Raw genomic sequence first — 16,455 nt, 5'->3', positions numbered from 1 at the left:
ATAAATAGAGTCATGGGTTTATTCGATCGCGTGAGCCGAGTTGTTCGCTCCAATCTGAATGCGGCGGTCAGTGCTGCTGAGGATCCTGAAAAGATTTTGGATCAAGCCATCATTGATATGCAGGAAGATTTGGTGCAGATGCGCCAGGCGGTTGCCAGCGCGATCGCCAGTCAGAAGCGCGTGCAGCAGCAGCAAAATCGCGCTCAGGCCGAGGCCAACACCTGGCAGCAGCGGGCACAGCTAGCCATCCAGAAGGGAGATGAAAGCTTAGCCCGCGAAGCCTTAGTCCGCAAAAAAGCGCAGTCAGAAACCTCAGCCGCTCTTAAAGCGCAGCTCGATCAGCAAGAAGCTACAGTAGACACGCTGAAGAAAAACCTCATTGCCCTAGAGAGCAAAATTTCTGAGGCCAAAACCAAAAAAGATATGCTCAAGGCTAGGGCCAGCGCGGCTAAGGCTAACGAGCAGTTGCAGAATACGATGGGCCGCATGAGCACTGGCAGTGCGATGGGTGCCTTCGATCGCATGGAAGAAAAGATTTTGCAGCTAGAAGCTCGGTCACAGGCGGCTCACGAACTGGCTGGAGCTGATTTAGAAAGTCAGTTTGCTGCCTTAGAAGCGGGTAATGATGTCGATGATGAGCTAGCCGCAATGAAGGCTCAGGTACTCGGTGGCGCGGCTCCCGACCAGGGTGCCCTGCCCGCTGCTGAAACGCCCGCTACAGAACCCAAAGACGATGCTAAGGACGAAGCCGTAGATGCTGAGCTAGAAGCGCTCAAGTCTCAGCTCGATCAGCTCTAATACCGGGTACAGACTCAAAGATTTAGAAGATCCATGAGTTCTGCGCCTCAATTAAGACGTTAGCGGGTAACAGCATTTTTGGCTGCTACCCGTTTCTTGTAGTCTTGAAATTTAGAACGGCGATTGAGATTGTCGCAACCCTGGAAGGGCTGGCCAGCCAGGCGGCAGTCTTGAGCCTAAATTGTCGTGCCTACTTTTGGCCTGACTCAGACTCGATATAAGCTGGAGAAGCGATCGTTTCTTAATCACACTACGCACTAAGCATCATGAGTCACGAACCCACCGTCATTCAAGATAACGAGTTTCAGTCCGAGGTCCTGCAGGCCAGCGAACCTGTACTGGTTTACTTTTGGGCTTCTTGGTGCGGCCCCTGTCGTTTGATGTCTCCCATCATGGGCGATCTGGCTAGCGAATATGGCGATCGCCTCAAAATCGTTAAGATGGAAGTAGATCCTAATCCTGAAGCCGTTGCCACCTACAACGTAGAAGGGGTACCCGCTTTACGGCTTTTCAAGGCAGGAGAAGTTGTAGCCGACAGCGAAGGGGCCATCAGCAAGCCTCAAATTCAGCAACTGCTCGAAGCGCATGTCTCTTCGCCCGCTTAGTCTCCCCCATCATAGTTATCATGCAGATTGCTCAGCGACTTCAACCGCTTCAAGCCAACGTTTTTGCCGATATGGATCAGGCCAAGGCTGAAGCTATAGCTCAGGGACAAACTATTATTGACCTGTCGCTTGGCTCATCCGATCTGCCTGCCCCGCCCCATGTGCTAGCAGCGATCGCCCAGTCGCTCCAAGATCCCAGCACGCACGGTTATTCTCTGTTTCACAGTACGCGGCCATTCCGGCAGGCTGCGGCTGCTTGGTATACCCATAAGTTTGGTATCGAAGTCGATCCAGAGACTGAGGTACTGGCCCTGATTGGTTCCCAGGAAGGGACAGCCCATTTACCTCTAGCCATTCTCAATCCGGGGGATTTTGCCCTGCTGATGGATCCGGGCTACCCTTCCCACGCGGGCGGCGTCTATTTGGCTAACGGCCAGATTTATCCCATGCCCCTGCGGGCTGAAAACGACTTCCTGCCCGTTTTCGCGGAAATTCCGGAGCCTGTTCTGGCCCAGTCGCGCCTGATGGTGTTGAGCTATCCCCATAACCCAACAACGGCAGTCGCTTCCCTCGACTTTTTCCGACAGGCCGTGGATTTTTGCCAGCAACATGGACTGGTGCTGGTGCATGACTTTCCCTATACCGACATGGTCTTTGACCGCGATCATGCCCCCTCTGTGTTGGAGGCAGATCCGCAAAAGCGAGTTTCCGTGGAGCTATTCAGCCTGTCTAAGTCTTACAACATGGGGGGCTTTCGCGTTGCCTATGCCATCGGCAACCCCCAGGTGATTCAGGCTCTGCGGCAGGTGAAAGCCTGCATTGACTTCAACCAGTATCGCGGCATTCTCAACGGCGCGATCGCGGCGCTTTCTGGCCCTCAAGATTCGGTTCGTCAGGCCGTAGAGACTTTTCAGCAGCGGCGCGATCGCTTTGTGCAAGCCCTACACAAAATTGGCTGGTCGGTGCCCACGCCAACCGCCACGATGTACATTTGGGCCAAGCTGCCGGATCCCTGGAGCCAGAATTCTATTGGCTTTTGTACTCAACTGGTTAAGACAACTGGCGTAGCTGCTTCTCCCGGCATTGGCTTTGGCAAATCTGGGGAAGGCTATGTGCGCTTTGCCCTGGTGCACCCGCCGGATATTTTAGAAGCTGCCGTTCAGCGTATGGCTGAGTTTTTATAGCGCATTAGGCTAAACCTATCGGATAAAACAAAAGCCCTTAGATGAAATATCTAAGGGCTTTTGTTTTATTTGGTGGCGGGGGCTGGATTTGAACCAACGACCTTCGGGTTATGAGCCCGACGAGCTACCAGACTGCTCTACCCCGCGACGTATTTCCCACTATAGCTGAACTTTGGTCAAAACGACAACAATTTCTTTTCAGGGCGAAAACTAAAGGATTTCAATCTCACCCATGACATCAAGCCGCTTAAAATCGCCCAAAACCAAATAGGTTTCCGCTAAGTTCTCAGCGATTGAGGGAGTAATCCAGCCGAGCTGCTTCAGTAAGTGGATGGCAACCGCATACTTAGCCCGTTTAGCTCCGTCCATCACTTTGACGGCCAGCCCTAAGCCAGCCCCAACCCGGCCGACACACTGAATGCCCTCAGCCCCCGACTTGCTGACAATTTCACCTTCTGTCAGCCGCATCAAATCCGTGTCAAACGCTTCATGTCCCGCCACCAAGGCTGGATAGCTGGTCATTGCTCGCACAATGCGTTCCATATCGACGCTATCGCCTGAAGCCAGCTTGGCAAACAGCGTCGCCATCTGCCCAATCTGCATAAAGTAAGTCGGTGCGCCGCAGTCATCATGGGCACAGATAAACTCGTCAGCGGGCATCCCTAGCAGTTCCGCCACCTGTTGCAGGATGAGCTGCTGCAGCGGGTGGCTGCGCTGGAGATAGGTGTTGAGCGGCCATTTGCGCTGCTGACACACAGCCAGCATACCGGCGTGTTTACCGGAGCAGTTGTGCTGTAAGGGGCTGCGCTTGCCCTCAGGGACTGGACATTGCAGCAGGGTCGGATCTACATCACTGCGCCAAAGAATATTGAAAACCTGCCTAACCTGCTCCATCAATCCCCGATGGGAGCTGCAGATGATAGCCAAGTCGCGATCGGTGAGGCCGTAGCGCTCAACCGTGCCGGTTTTAGTGACCGATAGAGCCTGGAAAGGCTTCAGGGCTGAGCGAATAAAGGTGGCCGTTTCAGCATTGCCTGCGACTGACAAGACTCGCCCCCGGCTATCGCAGACGACCGCCTGGGCTCGGTGTACTGACTCAGGTATTCCCTCTCGCAATAGCTGAACTTTAATTTCTGCTGTTTGAGTCCGTTTGGCCTTAGTCATGGCTAAGACTCTTACACATTAATGTCATAAACACAATGACCTTTATACAAACTGCCAAATCAGGCTCCCCGCTAGCAGGCAGCTCGCCAGAATTCCCAGAGAAGCCTGAATTCGCTTGAGCAAGGGCCGTACCTGATAGTCTACAATCAGGCGATCGCGAGTAGCGACTTCCTCTGGCTTTAGCCAAACCTGACCGTCATACCAGCCCGACTCTTCGTAGGGTACGGTTTTCGCTTTTAAGCGGTTACCCACATGAATCCAGCCCACATAGAGCTGCAGCAGCGCCAAAGTGGGGAGTAGAATCGCTCCAGCTGAACCGCTAATTAAGAACTTAGGCAGCACTTTATGCGGTGGGAAACTGGCCGCCGAAACAGGGCCGCTCACCAGCCAGCTAATGAGCCATAAGATCAAAATAGGCACAATGAAGCCCCGCAGATCGCGCGCAGCCCAACTGTAAAACCAAGATCCGCGAATGTGCTGATATTCATTAATCGGCTGCTGTTCAGGGGGAACCGGGCAGCGAGTAGATCTAGGCTTCATATGATTCAAGCGCCAGGGCGAGGCATGGACATCCTTTCTTTATTGTTAAAAATAAAGAAAATTAGTGCAAGCGACTCTGAGCGGCCCCCGTAGATGGCTCAAAGGCAACTTCTTGAGCATGGCCCCAAAAAGCCTCTAAGTCATAAAATTCGCGTTCTTGGGGCAAGAAGATATGCACAATCACTTCGCCGTAATCTTGCAGAATCCAGCTACTATCAGTTGTGCCTTCAGTTCGCAGTGGATGCCGCTGCCAGTTTTCTTCTACTTTTTCTTCAACTGATCGCGCGATCGCTCTCACCTGCACGTTGGAAAAGCCGGTCACAATCACAAAGAAATCAGCCAAATAAGAGACATCAGCTACCTGAAGAATCTTAATGTTGCCTGCCTTGCGATCGTCAGCAGCGTGAGCAATATCCATAGCAAGCTGCTTAGCCGTTTCTAAAGAGGCCGCATCAGTGGCGGAGTGGGCTTCTGGGGTTGCTAAGCGCTCAGCGGTGAAAAAGTTAGGACGATCTGCCATTAAAATTACATTTCCTCAATTCAGCTCTAATTACGGTTCATCAATCATTAAAGCCCGTTCATCCAATGGATAAACGAGTCGTCTCCGGATGCGTCTGACTGGCCTGTAGAAACCAATTGCGCGTGCGGACAGCACGGGGATGAATCAGCTTTCCTGACCGGATTAGCTGCGTGAGAGTATGTTCACAGGTTTCATAGACAGCCTGAAACAGGTTTTCATAACATAGCTGCCTGAGCCGATTTAGGTCACTCTGTTGCCCGCGACCTGGTTCTAGCGCATCGGCCAAAAAGACAACACAGCTAATGGCGTCCATGTTGGGCGCGCCTAGCGTGTGATTGCGAATGGCGGCTAAAACCACGGCATCTTTAAGATCAAACACCTCTTCTGCTACGATAGCGCCGATTTCCGCATGAAGCAGGTGCGGGTTAGCGATCGCCACCGGATCAAGGCTTAAGTTGGCTTGTTGAGCCATGCGCAGCAGGCGCTCTGCCGGAAAATATTTGGCTAAGTCGTGCATCAGGCCAGCTTGGGCAGCCTGCTCAACCCTGAAACCATGATGCTGAGCTAGCTCGACGGCTAGTTGCTCAACCCGCAGCACATGCCTGATTCTAGGTAGCGGTACATTTTCATCTAGCCAGCTCAGCACTTGCTGGCGCAAATGGCTAGAAAAATGAGTCATATGCTAGAAGAGTTTGAACGGCCTTTGATATCATTCTAAAGCCATTGTAAACGATGATTTTCTAGAAGCATTTTAAGCCCTGTTTCAAAGCGCAGACCCCAGGTAGACTGAAGCAGTGGTTACGGGTTAGGCCACTGAGGAGCAAATGTTATGACTTCGTTTCTGACTGCGAACGTGCTCTTGGGTTTCTTGGTAGGACTGTTGATTGCCCTGATTGTCTATTGGCTACAGCAGCAGCGAATTCGAAAACAAAGGAAAATGCTGCAGCAGTTGCAGCGACAGCACGAACAGCTTGATCAGACTCAGGTACAGCATCTAAACGAAAACGCTCACCAGATGCGGCAAAGCTATAAGGCCGAGCTGGCTCAAACAATTGAACACTATCAGGATCAGCTAGCTGAGCGGATCGAACAGGTGCGAGAGGAGTATGAGGCCCGGATTGAAGTGATGCAGCTAGCTCAACCTGTTTCGGAATCAGAGACTGCCTCCTCAGTGGACTGGCCTGAAGATGAACCCACGGTAGCAAACCCTGTTCAGCCAGCAACTGTGGGCAACAGCAGCGAACTGACGGCCACGCTGTCAGCCCCCGTCACCCCGCCACCTCAGCCGACGCTAGATCCGGCCCAGCTTGATGCCGCTTTGCAGCAGTTTCGGCTGGACTTAGACCAGCAGATGGCAGAAAGGCTGAAGCAGCAGCAGCGCCTGTTAGTGCAGCAAATTACTGATTTTAAGCAGGCTTACGACGGGCGGCTGCGATCGCTAGAGCAGATGCTCAAATCACAGGCTCAGGCCGCCGAGGAGTCAAACAGCTCTAATGCCAACACCGAGACTTACTAGTCTGTTTCAATAGTATTCAGCCGCGGCTAGGGCCGTGAATGCTGAGAGTCACTGCGGACTTCGCTTGCTAAATCAACCTGCCGGGGGCGATCGCTGTCGGCATCATAGACACCCCATTCTTCCAGTCCTGGGTGGTTAAACAGCACTGACTGTGCTCGTAAAATTTCGTCAGCCGTCCCTTCTACCACAATTAGATAGTCCCCTTGAGACAGGCGATCGCTGTAAACCTTGGCCCGGTCATCTGGAATGCCTAAGCCTGCTAGCGCTCCAACCAAGCCCCCAGAAACAGCACCAATGCCGCCGCCTGCCAGCGTTGTGGCTAGAGTTGTGGCAATCGTGCCCGCCCCGATAAAGACACCCACGCCCGGTATGGCAAATGTCGCTACACCCGCCAGTAATCCGCCCAGCAGTCCCAGCGTTGTGCCAGTAACGGCTCCCACTGCGGCCCCTTTGCCCGTCTCGTGCCCTGGCTCTTGGGTGAGGTCTTTCCCGGCTGTGGAGTTTTCAGTAGGCTGTTTCGCTACGACCGAAACATGATCAACCGGAAAGCCTGACTGTTTGAGATCTTCGTAAGCATATTGAGCATCGCGTTCGCGAGAAAAAACGCCAATAGCGCGCCGATGTTTGCCAAGTGTCATAATGTCACCTCTATAAAAATAAACAGTTACAGCTTAGATTGATAAAAATAGTTTTTTAATGGACTCAATTGTTAGGCGATCGCTTCACCCCAGCCTGTCTTACCGCAATACCAGGATGAAGCTTCACCGCCTGGACCCTCAGCATCGAATGGCAATCTGCCTAAACTGCGCCTAGAGGGCTACCAGATACTCTTTGAGATTGCCGCTTTGCTGACGCAGCTTTTTCACCGCTTGCTGCTGTAGCTGCCGGACGCGCTCGCGGCTGATGTTGAGTCGCTTACCCACTTTAGCCAGTGATAGCTCGCGGCCATCTTCTAGGCCAAATCGCAACGCCAGCACTTCCCGCTGCTGCGGCGTCAGTCCAGACATCATCTCGCGCAAATCTTGCTGCAGATTGGTCTGGATTGTAAAGTCTTCGGGGGAAGAATCGGGGTCTTCTAGCAAATCTCCCAGTTCAGTGTCCTGGTTGTCGCCCATACGCGTTTCCAGCGACAGGGGCTGACGGGCATAGCCGAGATATTGCCGCACTTTCTTGTTAGGAAGCTCTAGATGTTCGGCCAGCTCGGAAACGGTGGCTGAGCGCCCTAGTTCTTGGGCCAGGGTACGCTGAGCTTTCTTGATTTTGTTGAGCGTTTCGTTGATGTGAATGGGCAGGCGAATAGTGCGACTCTTCTCTGCTAAGGCGCGGGTCATGGCCTGACGAATCCACCAGTAAGCATAGGTAGAAAAGCGATAGCCTTTGGCTGGATCAAACTTCTCAACGCCTCGCTGCAGGCCAATGGTGCCCTCCTGCACTAGATCCATCAGATCTAAGTTGCGCTTGGTGTATTTTTTGGCGATGGAAACCACAAGACGCAGGTTGGCGGCCACCATTTTTTTCTTGGCAGACTCACCTTTCTCGACGACTTGCGCTAGTTCCGTCTCTGACACCTTAGCGGCTTCTGCCCATTCAGCTAAGGAGGGCTGACGCTCTTTCTCCTCAGCAAACGAGTCTCGGACGGCTTCTAGGGCCATTAGACGCTTCACCTGCTTACCGTAGGAAATCTCCTGCTCGTGGGTAAGCAAAGGAATACGACCAATCTCTTTGAGATAGTTACGTACTGAATCCGTAGAGTATCGAACAGTTGCCATAAAATTGAAAAACGCTTACCTTAGGTGTGATCTAGTTGCTCTGGAACAGGGCCGACAGGTTTGACTGTTGGGTCGTTTAAGTAAAGTAGTTCACATAGCTTATTATTCGTCTTATTAATAGTTCGCACATCTCCCAGGAGACGTAATCCCAAATTCTTTGGCTGATTACCCCCGCGGATCGCTACCAGCAGGCGGTAAATCTAAACTCAGCCAGGAAAAAGCAAAAAAAAGACGCGATGTAACTGCGTCTTTGAATGATTCACTGAGAAGAGTCAGCGATTAATTACTTGTCAATTTTGGGCACAACGTCAGGACGCTCTTTGTCCTCCCAACCTGCCGGGCGCTTCGAGTTGTACCAGGCAATTGAACCTAGAACGACTGCTGCCACAAAACCAATAAAAAATATCATACCCAGCGATATGGGTAGTGCCGTAGATTCAGCAGTTTGCATAAATAAGTTCATAGGTTAAATCCTTATATATCAACCTTTAAGCTCAGGTTACGAAACTGTTGCTGACGATACATCCCTCTTGCGACTTATTAGCGTATCAGCCCCAAAACGGCTAGCTAACCAGTCCAGTCCGTAGGGCACGGACGGCAGCCTGAGTGCGATCGCTGGCGCTGAGCTTATTGAGAATGTTGCAAACGTGGGTCTTGACCGTGCCGACCGTGATGTAGAGTTCCTCGGCGATCGCCGCGTTGCTGTAGCCCGCTACGATTAGCTCTAAAACCTCTAGCTCCCGCTCTGTAAGCGGATAGGCTGCTAATACCTGCTCGTAGTCGGCCTTAGAATTTTCCGCATCGGCAGCGTCACCGGAACTGGCAATCTCTACCTGCTGCTGCTGGGCCTGATTGAGAACAATGCGAGCAATGGTCGGATCAATCCAGGCATTGCCCGCGTGGGTGACGCGAATTGCCTCAATTAGCTGCTCAATGTCTACATCCTTAACGCTGTAAGAGTCAGCCCCAGCCGCAAAGGCGGCCATCACCGCTTCCTCATTATCGTGCATCGTCAGGATCAAAATTTTGGTCTCAGCCTCCCCCTGACTTTCCTTGAACTGCCGAGTTAGCTCCACGCCGTCAATATCCGGCAGACCGATATCCACTACGGCTATATCTGGCTGGATTTCCCGCAAAATGCTGAGTCCAGCCTTACCATTGCCTGTTTCTCCCACTACGCTCATGTCAGGCTGCTGCTGCATCGCAGCTTTGAGGCCGACGCGGGTTAAGTCATGATCTTCTATCAAAACGATTCGGATGTTGTCCATAGTGGAAAAATCAGGGGATATCTGGGTAAAGGCGATCGCTTAAAGCTCACTTGTAGGCGCAAAATGAAGTTTACTGCAATGCCTAAAATGGAAGCGCTTTAGGGTTCAGCTACACATGGCGGCGCTAGCCGAGATTAAGCTGTTTACGCTTAACTCCCTAATTCTACTATTGCTGCCTAGTTTCCTACAATTAGATTGCTGTTAGCCCTCGTTGAGCTAGCTGAGTTCAATTCAATCAATCCAGTTCACTGGCTAAGTTGCCGCCTTTTTCTTAATCTTGGGAATTGCATCAGGATTTCGCACGTCTGGAACTTTGTCCAGAATAGCTATCATGCCTGTGCGCCCCGTGCTGAGTTTGGCATCTGATAGTAGATCCAGGACTTCAACTGCAAAAATCGTCTCAATGAGCTGCTTGATCTCAGGCCGCAGCAGGCGCTCAATTTGTCCGTGAATTTCATCAGCCAGCTCAGTGCTGCCGTCTTCCACAATCAGCTGCTCTGGCAGGGTCAGGGAGTCTTCAAGCACGATCGCCAACTTCTGCTCGAACATCTGGCAGGTCACTTTACCTACGCGGTGTCCCAGTCGATGACGATAAAGCGCCTGCAGCTTCTGTGATAAATCCCGTTCAAGCTGACCAATCGTTTGCTCTTGAGATCCCATTCAACGCACCTCCCCGAACGGATAATCCAGACAGAGTAGGGGGCTGTCAACTAGCATGATTGGTCTAACTAAACTCAAAACTGCAATCATTATTTAGCAAAAAAGCAAAAACGTAATTTATTGTCACCTCATTAACCGCCCACTCTTCACTTCGACTTGTCTCTAGAATGGCGGTGGAAAATTGCCGTTATGTATTTCCCAAGTAAGTTAAGTGATTGATGAAATAACTGCAAAAATAGACTTCAAAACAGATTACGGCCAAATTTACTAAAACACCTACAGAATTAACGCCTGACAAAAGAACTATTTTTTGTCTTAGCTAGATAAATCTCTAGATAGATTTTGGGGGAGTATCATTTCTTAATTAAGACTTGGAAAACCGCCTTTGAGCCTCAACGGCCTCGCAGACGATTAGCCAAATTCTGAAATTTTGATGGATTGCGCTTTCAGGATAGAATTGCTGGGCGATGAAGATCCGAGAAACTACCCACAGAGTTGAACCATTCGGATATCTGTCTATAGTCATACGCTGTCGGGTTTTAGGGATGATTGAATTTATAAGGTGGGGATCAGGATTGCGCTAGGCTGTCCCTAGCAGCTAGCTCCCTGTGCTTCACGATTTACTGATGTCTGACTGGCATTTTGACAGAGGTTTCGGCTGAGATACCCTGTCTAGATCCCAGTTATGATCGCTCAGTCCTAAAGCGTTGTCTTTCGAATTTTTTCGTTAATGTTTTATGGCTCAGTTTCCAGATGCGTTTCATCCTCAAGAGCCTACGGCGCGCAGTCGTGGCGATCGCCTGCAGGAAAATTTGGCAGACACCCGGGTTGAGTATAGTCAGCTACAGGCCGATCACGAGGAGACTATGAGAGCGCTGCGTCAACAAGAACTTTTTTTACGCAGCGTTTACGACAATGTCAGAGAAGCAATTTTTGTCGTGGATGTTTTGCCCGATGGAAATTTTCGCTATGCCGGCTTCAATCCCGCTTCTGAGCGTTTGACAGGTCTATCGGCTGACCATGTGATTGGCAGCGGGCCAGAAGATATTTTGCCCGCTGCGGCAGCCGCGGCAGTGAGATCGCGCTATCAGTCCTGTGTGGCAGCAAGGCAGACGGTTGAGTATGAGGAAAAGCTGCCTTTTTCAGGCCAGGAGTCGTGGTGGTTAACTACCCTGACTCCTTTGAACGATGCCGACAAAGAAATTCATCGCATTATTGGCGTCAGCTTAAATATCACCGAGCGCAAGCAGATGGAATTCCGCTTGGCGGCGCTGAATCAGGAACTAGAGGAGCGGGTGGCAGCCCGTACGGCTGAGTTAGAAGTCGCTAACCAGGTGAAAGACAATCTGCTAAAACGAGAGCGCACAGCCAAGGCCGAAATCGAGGCTGCTAGACAGGCTCTGAGCCTCAGTGAACAGCGCTATCGCTCCGTCGTAGACAGTATTCGTGAGATTATCTTTCAGACGGACGCGGAGGGCAATTGGACATTCTTGAATGCCTCATGGCAGGCAATTACCGGTTTTTCGTCTGAGGAAAGCTTAGGAAAACCTTTCTGGCAGTATTTCCATGTTCAAGATCAGCCCTGGTGTCGTGACTGCACCCAGCAGATGGCTCAAAATTTGCAGCAGCAGCAGCGTGAACTGAGGTTGCAGACTCGTTCAGGCCAAACCTGCTGGATTGAAATAGACCTACAGCCTCAGCATGACGAAAGCGCCGCTTTTGTCGGTATGGTCGGGGTTATCAACGATATCAGCGATCGCCGTAAAGCCCAAGAAATGCTGGAGGCCCGCGCTAACGAACTGGCGCAAATTAATACGCTGCTGCTACAAACGACCGGCCTCTTAGAGCGACGTAATCAAGAACTCGATCAGTTTGCCTATGTTGCCTCCCATGATCTGAAGGCCCCATTGCGGGCGATCGCCAATCTTTCTACCTGGATAGAAGAAGACGTCGGCGATCAGCTACCAGCAGAAAGTCAAGAACATATGCGACTGATGCGGGGCCGAGTTCATCGCATGGAGGCGCTGATTGAAGGACTCCTAGCCTATTCCCGTATAGGGCGCAAAGAAGTCCCGACAGAAACCTTTTCACTGCAAGACTTTTTGGCAGAAGTGATTGATTTGCAGGCCCCACCCGACGATTTTGTGATTAACCTGCCATCGCATCTGCCGACGATAACCGCTAAGCGCCTGATTTTGCGGCAGGTTTTCTCGAACCTGATCAGCAACGCCGTTAAATACAACGACAAGCCTCAAGGCAAAATAGATATTCAATTCCACGACAAAGACTCATATTACGAATTTTTAGTCAGCGATAACGGCCCTGGAATTGCGCCTCAATATCACGATAAGATCTTTCAAGTGTTCCAAACCCTTGAACCCCGCGACAAAACTGAAAGCACCGGCATTGGTTTGTCTATCATCAAAAAAATTATTGATACGGAGGGTGGCGAGATTAATGTGGACTCTCAGCTAGGAGAGGGGACCACCTTTCACTTCATCTGGCCTAAACAAAACTGACGATGGGAATGCTAATAGATAGGCAGGCGGTTGGCTGAGCGATGGCTGTGAGCGAAAAATTCCAAACGCTAGAGTCTATCCCTTAGCAGATAGGTATTGACCGTCGGACTTGATATAAATGACAAAACCTTAACTTTGCTTTGTAGCAATCGCGCCTCATGGACTCTAGAGCGATCAATATTCTGCTGGTAGAAGACGACGAAGTCGATGTGATGAATGTGAAGCGGGCTTTTCGCAAAAATAACATCGTCAACCCACTTTATGTGGCTGGAAACGGTCTAGAAGCTCTAGAAATGCTGCAGGGAAGTCAAGATAAGCGTCCTTTGATCCCCGATGAGAGGAGACTGGTTTTGCTGGACTTGAATATGCCTAAGATGGGCGGCATCGAGTTTTTACAAAATCTCCGAGCTGATCCTAAGCTGTGCCTAACTCCCGTAATTGTGCTAACCACATCCAATCAGGATCAAGATCGGGTCGAAGCCTACAAGTTAAATGTTGCGGGGTATTTGTTGAAGCCTGTCACATTTCTTAACTTCGCTGAGGTGATGGCAACTTTAAACAAGTACTGGACTCTATGCGAAATGCCGTAAGACTGCCCACGTAAGCGTTAATGAAGAAAACGACTGCTGCCTCAACTGCACAATCAGCAAATTTGCTGAAGATTTTAATTGTTGATGATGACGAGATCGATCGTTTGGCAGTTCGTCGTGCTTTTAGAAAGGCTAATATTCCGCTGCAGTTTGATGAGGCAGAAAACTGCCAAACCGCGATCGCTATGCTGCGGCAGCTTTCCTTTGACTGCATCTTTTTGGACTACCGCCTGCCAGATATGAGCGGACTGGAGTTAGTCAAAGCTTTGCGCCAGTCCGGTCTGAAGATTCCGCTGATTGTGCTCACAGGTCAGGGCGATGAAGAAATAGCCGTCGAGCTGATGAAGGCTGGCGCTTCGGACTATTTATCAAAATCAAAAATCACTCCGGGTACATTAGTGCGCTGTCTGCGCAATGCGATCCGGGTCTATGAAGCTGAGCTTGAAGCGGCGCAGGCCCAGCAGGAGCTACGGGAAAAGAACGAAATTTTGACCCGGCAAAATTTAGAGCTGGAAAAGCAGCGGCAGCAAATCCAGCTCCAAAATATTGAACTCATCCGGGCTTCGCGGCTCAAGTCTGAGTTTTTAGCCACTATGTCTCACGAGCTGAGAACGCCGATGAACGCCATCATTGGGTTTTCTCAGATTTTGCTGCGTCGCGGTCAGGGGCGATTTTCGCAGCAACATGTAGATATGGTGCAGCGCATTTTAAATAACGGCAAAAATCTGCTGACCTTGCTGAATGACATTTTGGACTTTTCTAAGATAGAAGCGGGCCGCTTACAGCTCAAGCTAGAAAGGTTTAATGCGGCTCAGCTAATCGAGTCAACGACTGAGGAGCTGCGATCGCTAGCGGAAGAAAGCGGTCTATCTCTACAGCTCAAGATCCAGCTCAGCAACCCTTGGATCATCAACGATCCGATTCGCTTTCGTCAGATCCTCGTCAACCTTCTCTCCAACGCCATTAAATTTACGGATCAAGGTAGGGTTTCCGTTGAACTCACGGAAATATCGCCTGAGCAACTTTGTTTGCGGGTGAGCGATACCGGAATTGGTATTGAGCCTAATCATCTCAAACACATTTTTGAAGCCTTCAGACAGGTTGATCAAACCAGCACCCGCCGTTATCCAGGAACGGGGCTTGGGCTAGCGATTGTAGATTCTTTAGTCAAGATGATGCACGGCACAGTTGAAGTCAATAGTCATATAGAGCAGGGGTCTGTTTTTACCGTGAGTATTCCTCGCCATGTCCAAACAGCGGAACCTGACAGTTCTGAAACATGTACAAAGGTTGATATTTTGGCTTCCTAAAGGCTTGAGCGATCGCGCCTAGGTTGAGGTCTTGAACCTAATGACTGCGATCGCTGCGTACCTTCCAGCTTTTCCCTCGGCTAAGTTTGAAAATCATGTATTCTTACTAAATTATTTTCAAAATACAATGCTTCAGCCCATTCACGATGTCGATGCCTCACCCTCTTTTCAAGCGCAAAGCGATTGTATTTTAGTCGTTGATGATTCTCCTGATAACTTATTTTTAGTTCAAACCATTTTGGAAGAAGAAGGCTATCAGCTTAGCTTCGCCGAAGATGGTATGTCTGCTTTGGAGCAGGTTCATCAGTCTCCGCCGAGTTTGGTGCTGCTAGATGTGATGATGCCGGGTATGAATGGCTATGAGGTGACACAGAAGATTCGCAGCAATCCCAATTTGCCATTTATCCCCATTCTTCTCGTCACGGCCCACGAGGAGTCAAGCGTGGTGAAAGGATTAGATACAGGCGCTGACGACTTTATTCGTAAACCCTTTGACATGGATGAACTGCTGGCGCGGGTGCGAGCGCTGCTGCGGCTGAAGCACAGCATTGATGCTGAACAAGAAATTATGCGTCAGCGGGAGGATTTTGTCTCTCGCCTTACCCACGACTTGCGCACGCCTTTGGTGGCAGCCGATCGCATGTTAACCCTGCTTCAAAGAGGCACATTTGGCGATGTAGCCTCGACTGCCCAGGAAGCGATCGAGGGCATTATTGGCAGCAACCAAAATCTGCTGCAAATGGTGAATACGCTGCTGGAGGTGTATCGGCACGAAGCGGGTAAGAAAACAATGACGTTTGCTCGCTTCGATTTTGAAGGTTTGATTCGAGATGTGGTTGAAGAACTGCGGCCTTTGATTGAAGAGAAAGGGCTTAATTTGGAGCTGCAAACCAGCAGTTCTCAAGCCGCTAACTGGGATGGCAAGATTGTGGGAGACTGCCTAGAAATCCGGCGAGTGATTACGAATTTGATTGGCAATGCCATCAAGTTTACGGATGAAGGGGGAATTACAATTCGCGTTGAGTTAAAGAATGGCGACGGCAGAATAGATCGAGAAAAGTATGCCGTTGCGGTGATTCAGGATACAGGCACTGGCATTTCGGCAGAGGATCAGCAAGAGCTTTTTGAGTGGTTCCGCCAGGGACAGCACATGCGGGCAGGCAGCGGTTTGGGGCTGCACCTCTCATCTCGGATTATCAAAGCCCATCAGGGACGCATCGAGGTAGAGTCTCAGATCGATGAAGGCAGCACGTTTCGGGTTTATCTACCTGTCGTGCAAAACGTCAGCAGCGCTCAGAGCTAAGTCCCTTCGTCTACGGTCTGATGCACCAGTAAATCCCCAGGCTGACAGCGCAGTGCAACACAAAGCGCATCCAAGGTCGCTTCATCAATGCGGGTAAACCGCCGCCGACTTTTCAGTTTAGAAATTGAAGTCGGATGCATTCCCGTAAGCGCAGCAAGTTCTTTATTGCTCATATCGCGCTCTGCCATGACTACTGCTAACCGCCACCGAATCACACGATCTGCCAGTTCTCTATATGCAAGCAGATGCTATCATCCGGGGCTTTCAAATAGCTGTATGTTTGCCGTAGCGGCAATTTAATTTGCCGCTGCATTGATAAAAGGGCGCAAAAAACTTATACTACGACTTGTCTGATCACCGATAGATACGGACAAAAAAACGCGATCGCATCTGAAAGGCGATCGCGGGCAAACTTATTTGATTACTCATCATGATACCAACTGTTCAGACCATTCCAGAACTGCTGCAGCAAACGGCAGCGCCTTCTCCCGCCAACCGCCAACCGATTCGCCTGCTTGCCTGCGGCGTTCCAGACGGGGTTGAAAGCGTCATTATGCGGCTTTATCTGCAAGGCTTTTCTCAGGTTTATGAGTGGAGTCCGCCGCTGCCCTCCCCCATCCAGGGCGAAGTCATCCGAATTTTGACTCGATACTATCAGGGTTGAACGCCACAGCCGAGTTTCTTCCAACGCAGAAGAAACTCGGCTGTC

General features: G+C 50.6%; 19 protein-coding genes and 1 tRNA gene. 9 read left to right on the top strand and 11 right to left on the bottom strand.

Annotated features, from left to right (window positions below; all coding sequences use genetic code 11):
- Nucleotides 1-12 precede the first annotated feature (12 nt).
- The 3 genes from QJQ48_RS19570 to QJQ48_RS19560 all read left to right on the top strand — a co-directional run bounded on the left by QJQ48_RS19570 (nucleotide 13) and on the right by QJQ48_RS19560 (nucleotide 2,587).
- A complete protein-coding gene (locus QJQ48_RS19570; protein ID WP_346292937.1) occupies nucleotides 13-798 on the top strand; it encodes a PspA/IM30 family protein in 786 nt (261 codons plus the stop codon).
- Nucleotides 799-1,064: 266 nt separating this feature from the next.
- Nucleotides 1,065-1,403 (top strand): thioredoxin, encoded by a 339-nt coding sequence (gene trxA, locus QJQ48_RS19565; protein WP_346292936.1) that lies wholly within the window; start codon nucleotides 1,065-1,067, stop codon nucleotides 1,401-1,403.
- Between the two features lie 20 nt (nucleotides 1,404-1,423).
- A complete protein-coding gene (locus tag QJQ48_RS19560; RefSeq protein WP_346292935.1) occupies nucleotides 1,424-2,587 on the top strand; it encodes an LL-diaminopimelate aminotransferase in 1,164 nt (387 codons plus the stop codon).
- Between the two features lie 70 nt (nucleotides 2,588-2,657).
- Here the strand turns inward: QJQ48_RS19560 and QJQ48_RS19555 are convergent.
- From QJQ48_RS19555 to yqeK, 5 genes are all read right to left on the bottom strand, one after another.
- Nucleotides 2,658-2,734 (bottom strand) — tRNA-Met (locus tag QJQ48_RS19555).
- Nucleotides 2,735-2,797: 63 nt separating this feature from the next.
- Nucleotides 2,798-3,751, bottom strand: a complete 954-nt coding sequence (locus tag QJQ48_RS19550; RefSeq protein WP_346292934.1) for an asparaginase — start codon at nucleotides 3,749-3,751, stop codon at nucleotides 2,798-2,800.
- Nucleotides 3,752-3,793: 42 nt separating this feature from the next.
- Nucleotides 3,794-4,291, bottom strand: a complete 498-nt coding sequence (locus QJQ48_RS19545) for a CGLD27 family protein (protein WP_346292933.1) — start codon at nucleotides 4,289-4,291, stop codon at nucleotides 3,794-3,796.
- 61 nt (nucleotides 4,292-4,352) lie between these two features.
- Nucleotides 4,353-4,811: a ribosome silencing factor gene (gene rsfS, locus QJQ48_RS19540; RefSeq protein ID WP_428843069.1), complete on the bottom strand. Its 459-nt coding sequence runs from the start codon at nucleotides 4,809-4,811 to the stop codon at nucleotides 4,353-4,355.
- A 58-nt stretch (nucleotides 4,812-4,869) separates the two neighbouring features.
- Nucleotides 4,870-5,490, bottom strand: coding sequence for a bis(5'-nucleosyl)-tetraphosphatase (symmetrical) YqeK (gene yqeK / locus QJQ48_RS19535; RefSeq protein WP_346292932.1), 621 nt, complete (start codon nucleotides 5,488-5,490; stop codon nucleotides 4,870-4,872).
- A gap of 150 nt (nucleotides 5,491-5,640) precedes the next feature.
- On the opposite strand from yqeK, the gene QJQ48_RS19530 reads away from it, so the two are divergent.
- A complete protein-coding gene (locus QJQ48_RS19530; RefSeq protein WP_346292931.1) occupies nucleotides 5,641-6,327 on the top strand; it encodes a hypothetical protein in 687 nt (228 codons plus the stop codon).
- A 26-nt stretch (nucleotides 6,328-6,353) separates the two neighbouring features.
- Here the strand turns inward: QJQ48_RS19530 and QJQ48_RS19525 are convergent, their stop codons facing one another.
- The 5 genes from QJQ48_RS19525 to QJQ48_RS19505 form a co-directional block, all read right to left on the bottom strand.
- On the bottom strand, nucleotides 6,354-6,965 hold the full coding sequence (locus QJQ48_RS19525) for a general stress protein (protein WP_346292930.1): 612 nt from the start codon (nucleotides 6,963-6,965) through the stop codon (nucleotides 6,354-6,356).
- A 171-nt stretch (nucleotides 6,966-7,136) separates the two neighbouring features.
- The gene (locus QJQ48_RS19520) at nucleotides 7,137-8,096 is read right to left on the bottom strand and encodes an RNA polymerase sigma factor, RpoD/SigA family (protein ID WP_346292929.1); all 960 of its coding nucleotides are present in this window, start codon (nucleotides 8,094-8,096) and stop codon (nucleotides 7,137-7,139) included.
- Between the two features lie 283 nt (nucleotides 8,097-8,379).
- A complete protein-coding gene (gene psb35 / locus QJQ48_RS19515) occupies nucleotides 8,380-8,559 on the bottom strand; it encodes a photosystem II assembly protein Psb35 (protein WP_346292928.1) in 180 nt (59 codons plus the stop codon).
- A 100-nt stretch (nucleotides 8,560-8,659) separates the two neighbouring features.
- Nucleotides 8,660-9,364, bottom strand: a complete 705-nt coding sequence (locus QJQ48_RS19510) for a response regulator (protein ID WP_346292927.1) — start codon at nucleotides 9,362-9,364, stop codon at nucleotides 8,660-8,662.
- Nucleotides 9,365-9,616: 252 nt separating this feature from the next.
- Nucleotides 9,617-10,024, bottom strand: coding sequence for a Na-translocating system protein MpsC family protein (locus tag QJQ48_RS19505; RefSeq protein WP_346292926.1), 408 nt, complete (start codon nucleotides 10,022-10,024; stop codon nucleotides 9,617-9,619).
- Nucleotides 10,025-10,761: 737 nt separating this feature from the next.
- On the opposite strand from QJQ48_RS19505, the gene QJQ48_RS19500 reads away from it, so the two are divergent.
- The 4 genes from QJQ48_RS19500 (at nucleotide 10,762) to QJQ48_RS19485 (ending at nucleotide 15,746) form a co-directional block, all read left to right on the top strand.
- On the top strand, nucleotides 10,762-12,543 hold the full coding sequence (locus QJQ48_RS19500) for a PAS domain S-box protein (RefSeq protein WP_346292925.1): 1,782 nt from the start codon (nucleotides 10,762-10,764) through the stop codon (nucleotides 12,541-12,543).
- Nucleotides 12,544-12,701: 158 nt separating this feature from the next.
- Nucleotides 12,702-13,133 (top strand): response regulator, encoded by a 432-nt coding sequence (locus QJQ48_RS19495; protein WP_346292924.1) that lies wholly within the window; start codon nucleotides 12,702-12,704, stop codon nucleotides 13,131-13,133.
- 62 nt (nucleotides 13,134-13,195) lie between these two features.
- Complete coding sequence (locus QJQ48_RS19490) at nucleotides 13,196-14,443, top strand: ATP-binding response regulator (protein ID WP_346292923.1); 1,248 nt, start codon at nucleotides 13,196-13,198, stop codon at nucleotides 14,441-14,443.
- Between the two features lie 127 nt (nucleotides 14,444-14,570).
- Nucleotides 14,571-15,746: a hybrid sensor histidine kinase/response regulator gene (locus QJQ48_RS19485; protein ID WP_346292922.1), complete on the top strand. Its 1,176-nt coding sequence runs from the start codon at nucleotides 14,571-14,573 to the stop codon at nucleotides 15,744-15,746.
- On the opposite strand, the gene QJQ48_RS19480 is transcribed toward QJQ48_RS19485, so the two are convergent.
- Nucleotides 15,743-15,961 carry a helix-turn-helix domain-containing protein gene (locus QJQ48_RS19480; RefSeq protein ID WP_346292921.1) on the bottom strand — a complete coding sequence of 73 codons (219 nt, stop codon included), beginning with the start codon at nucleotides 15,959-15,961 and terminating at the stop codon, nucleotides 15,743-15,745. The two genes, QJQ48_RS19485 and QJQ48_RS19480, sit on opposite strands and share 4 nt — an antisense overlap.
- A 215-nt stretch (nucleotides 15,962-16,176) precedes the next feature.
- On the opposite strand from QJQ48_RS19480, the gene QJQ48_RS19475 reads away from it, so the two are divergent.
- Nucleotides 16,177-16,410, top strand: coding sequence for a hypothetical protein (locus tag QJQ48_RS19475; RefSeq protein WP_346292920.1), 234 nt, complete (start codon nucleotides 16,177-16,179; stop codon nucleotides 16,408-16,410).
- Nucleotides 16,411-16,455: the final 45 nt, after the last annotated feature.

Source organism: Sphaerothrix gracilis Ecp01 (genome assembly GCF_030405905.1).
Taxonomy (GTDB): Bacteria; Cyanobacteriota; Cyanobacteriia; order Phormidesmidales; family Phormidesmidaceae; genus Sphaerothrix; species Sphaerothrix gracilis.
This window is presented reverse-complemented; position numbering and strand designations above follow the sequence as displayed.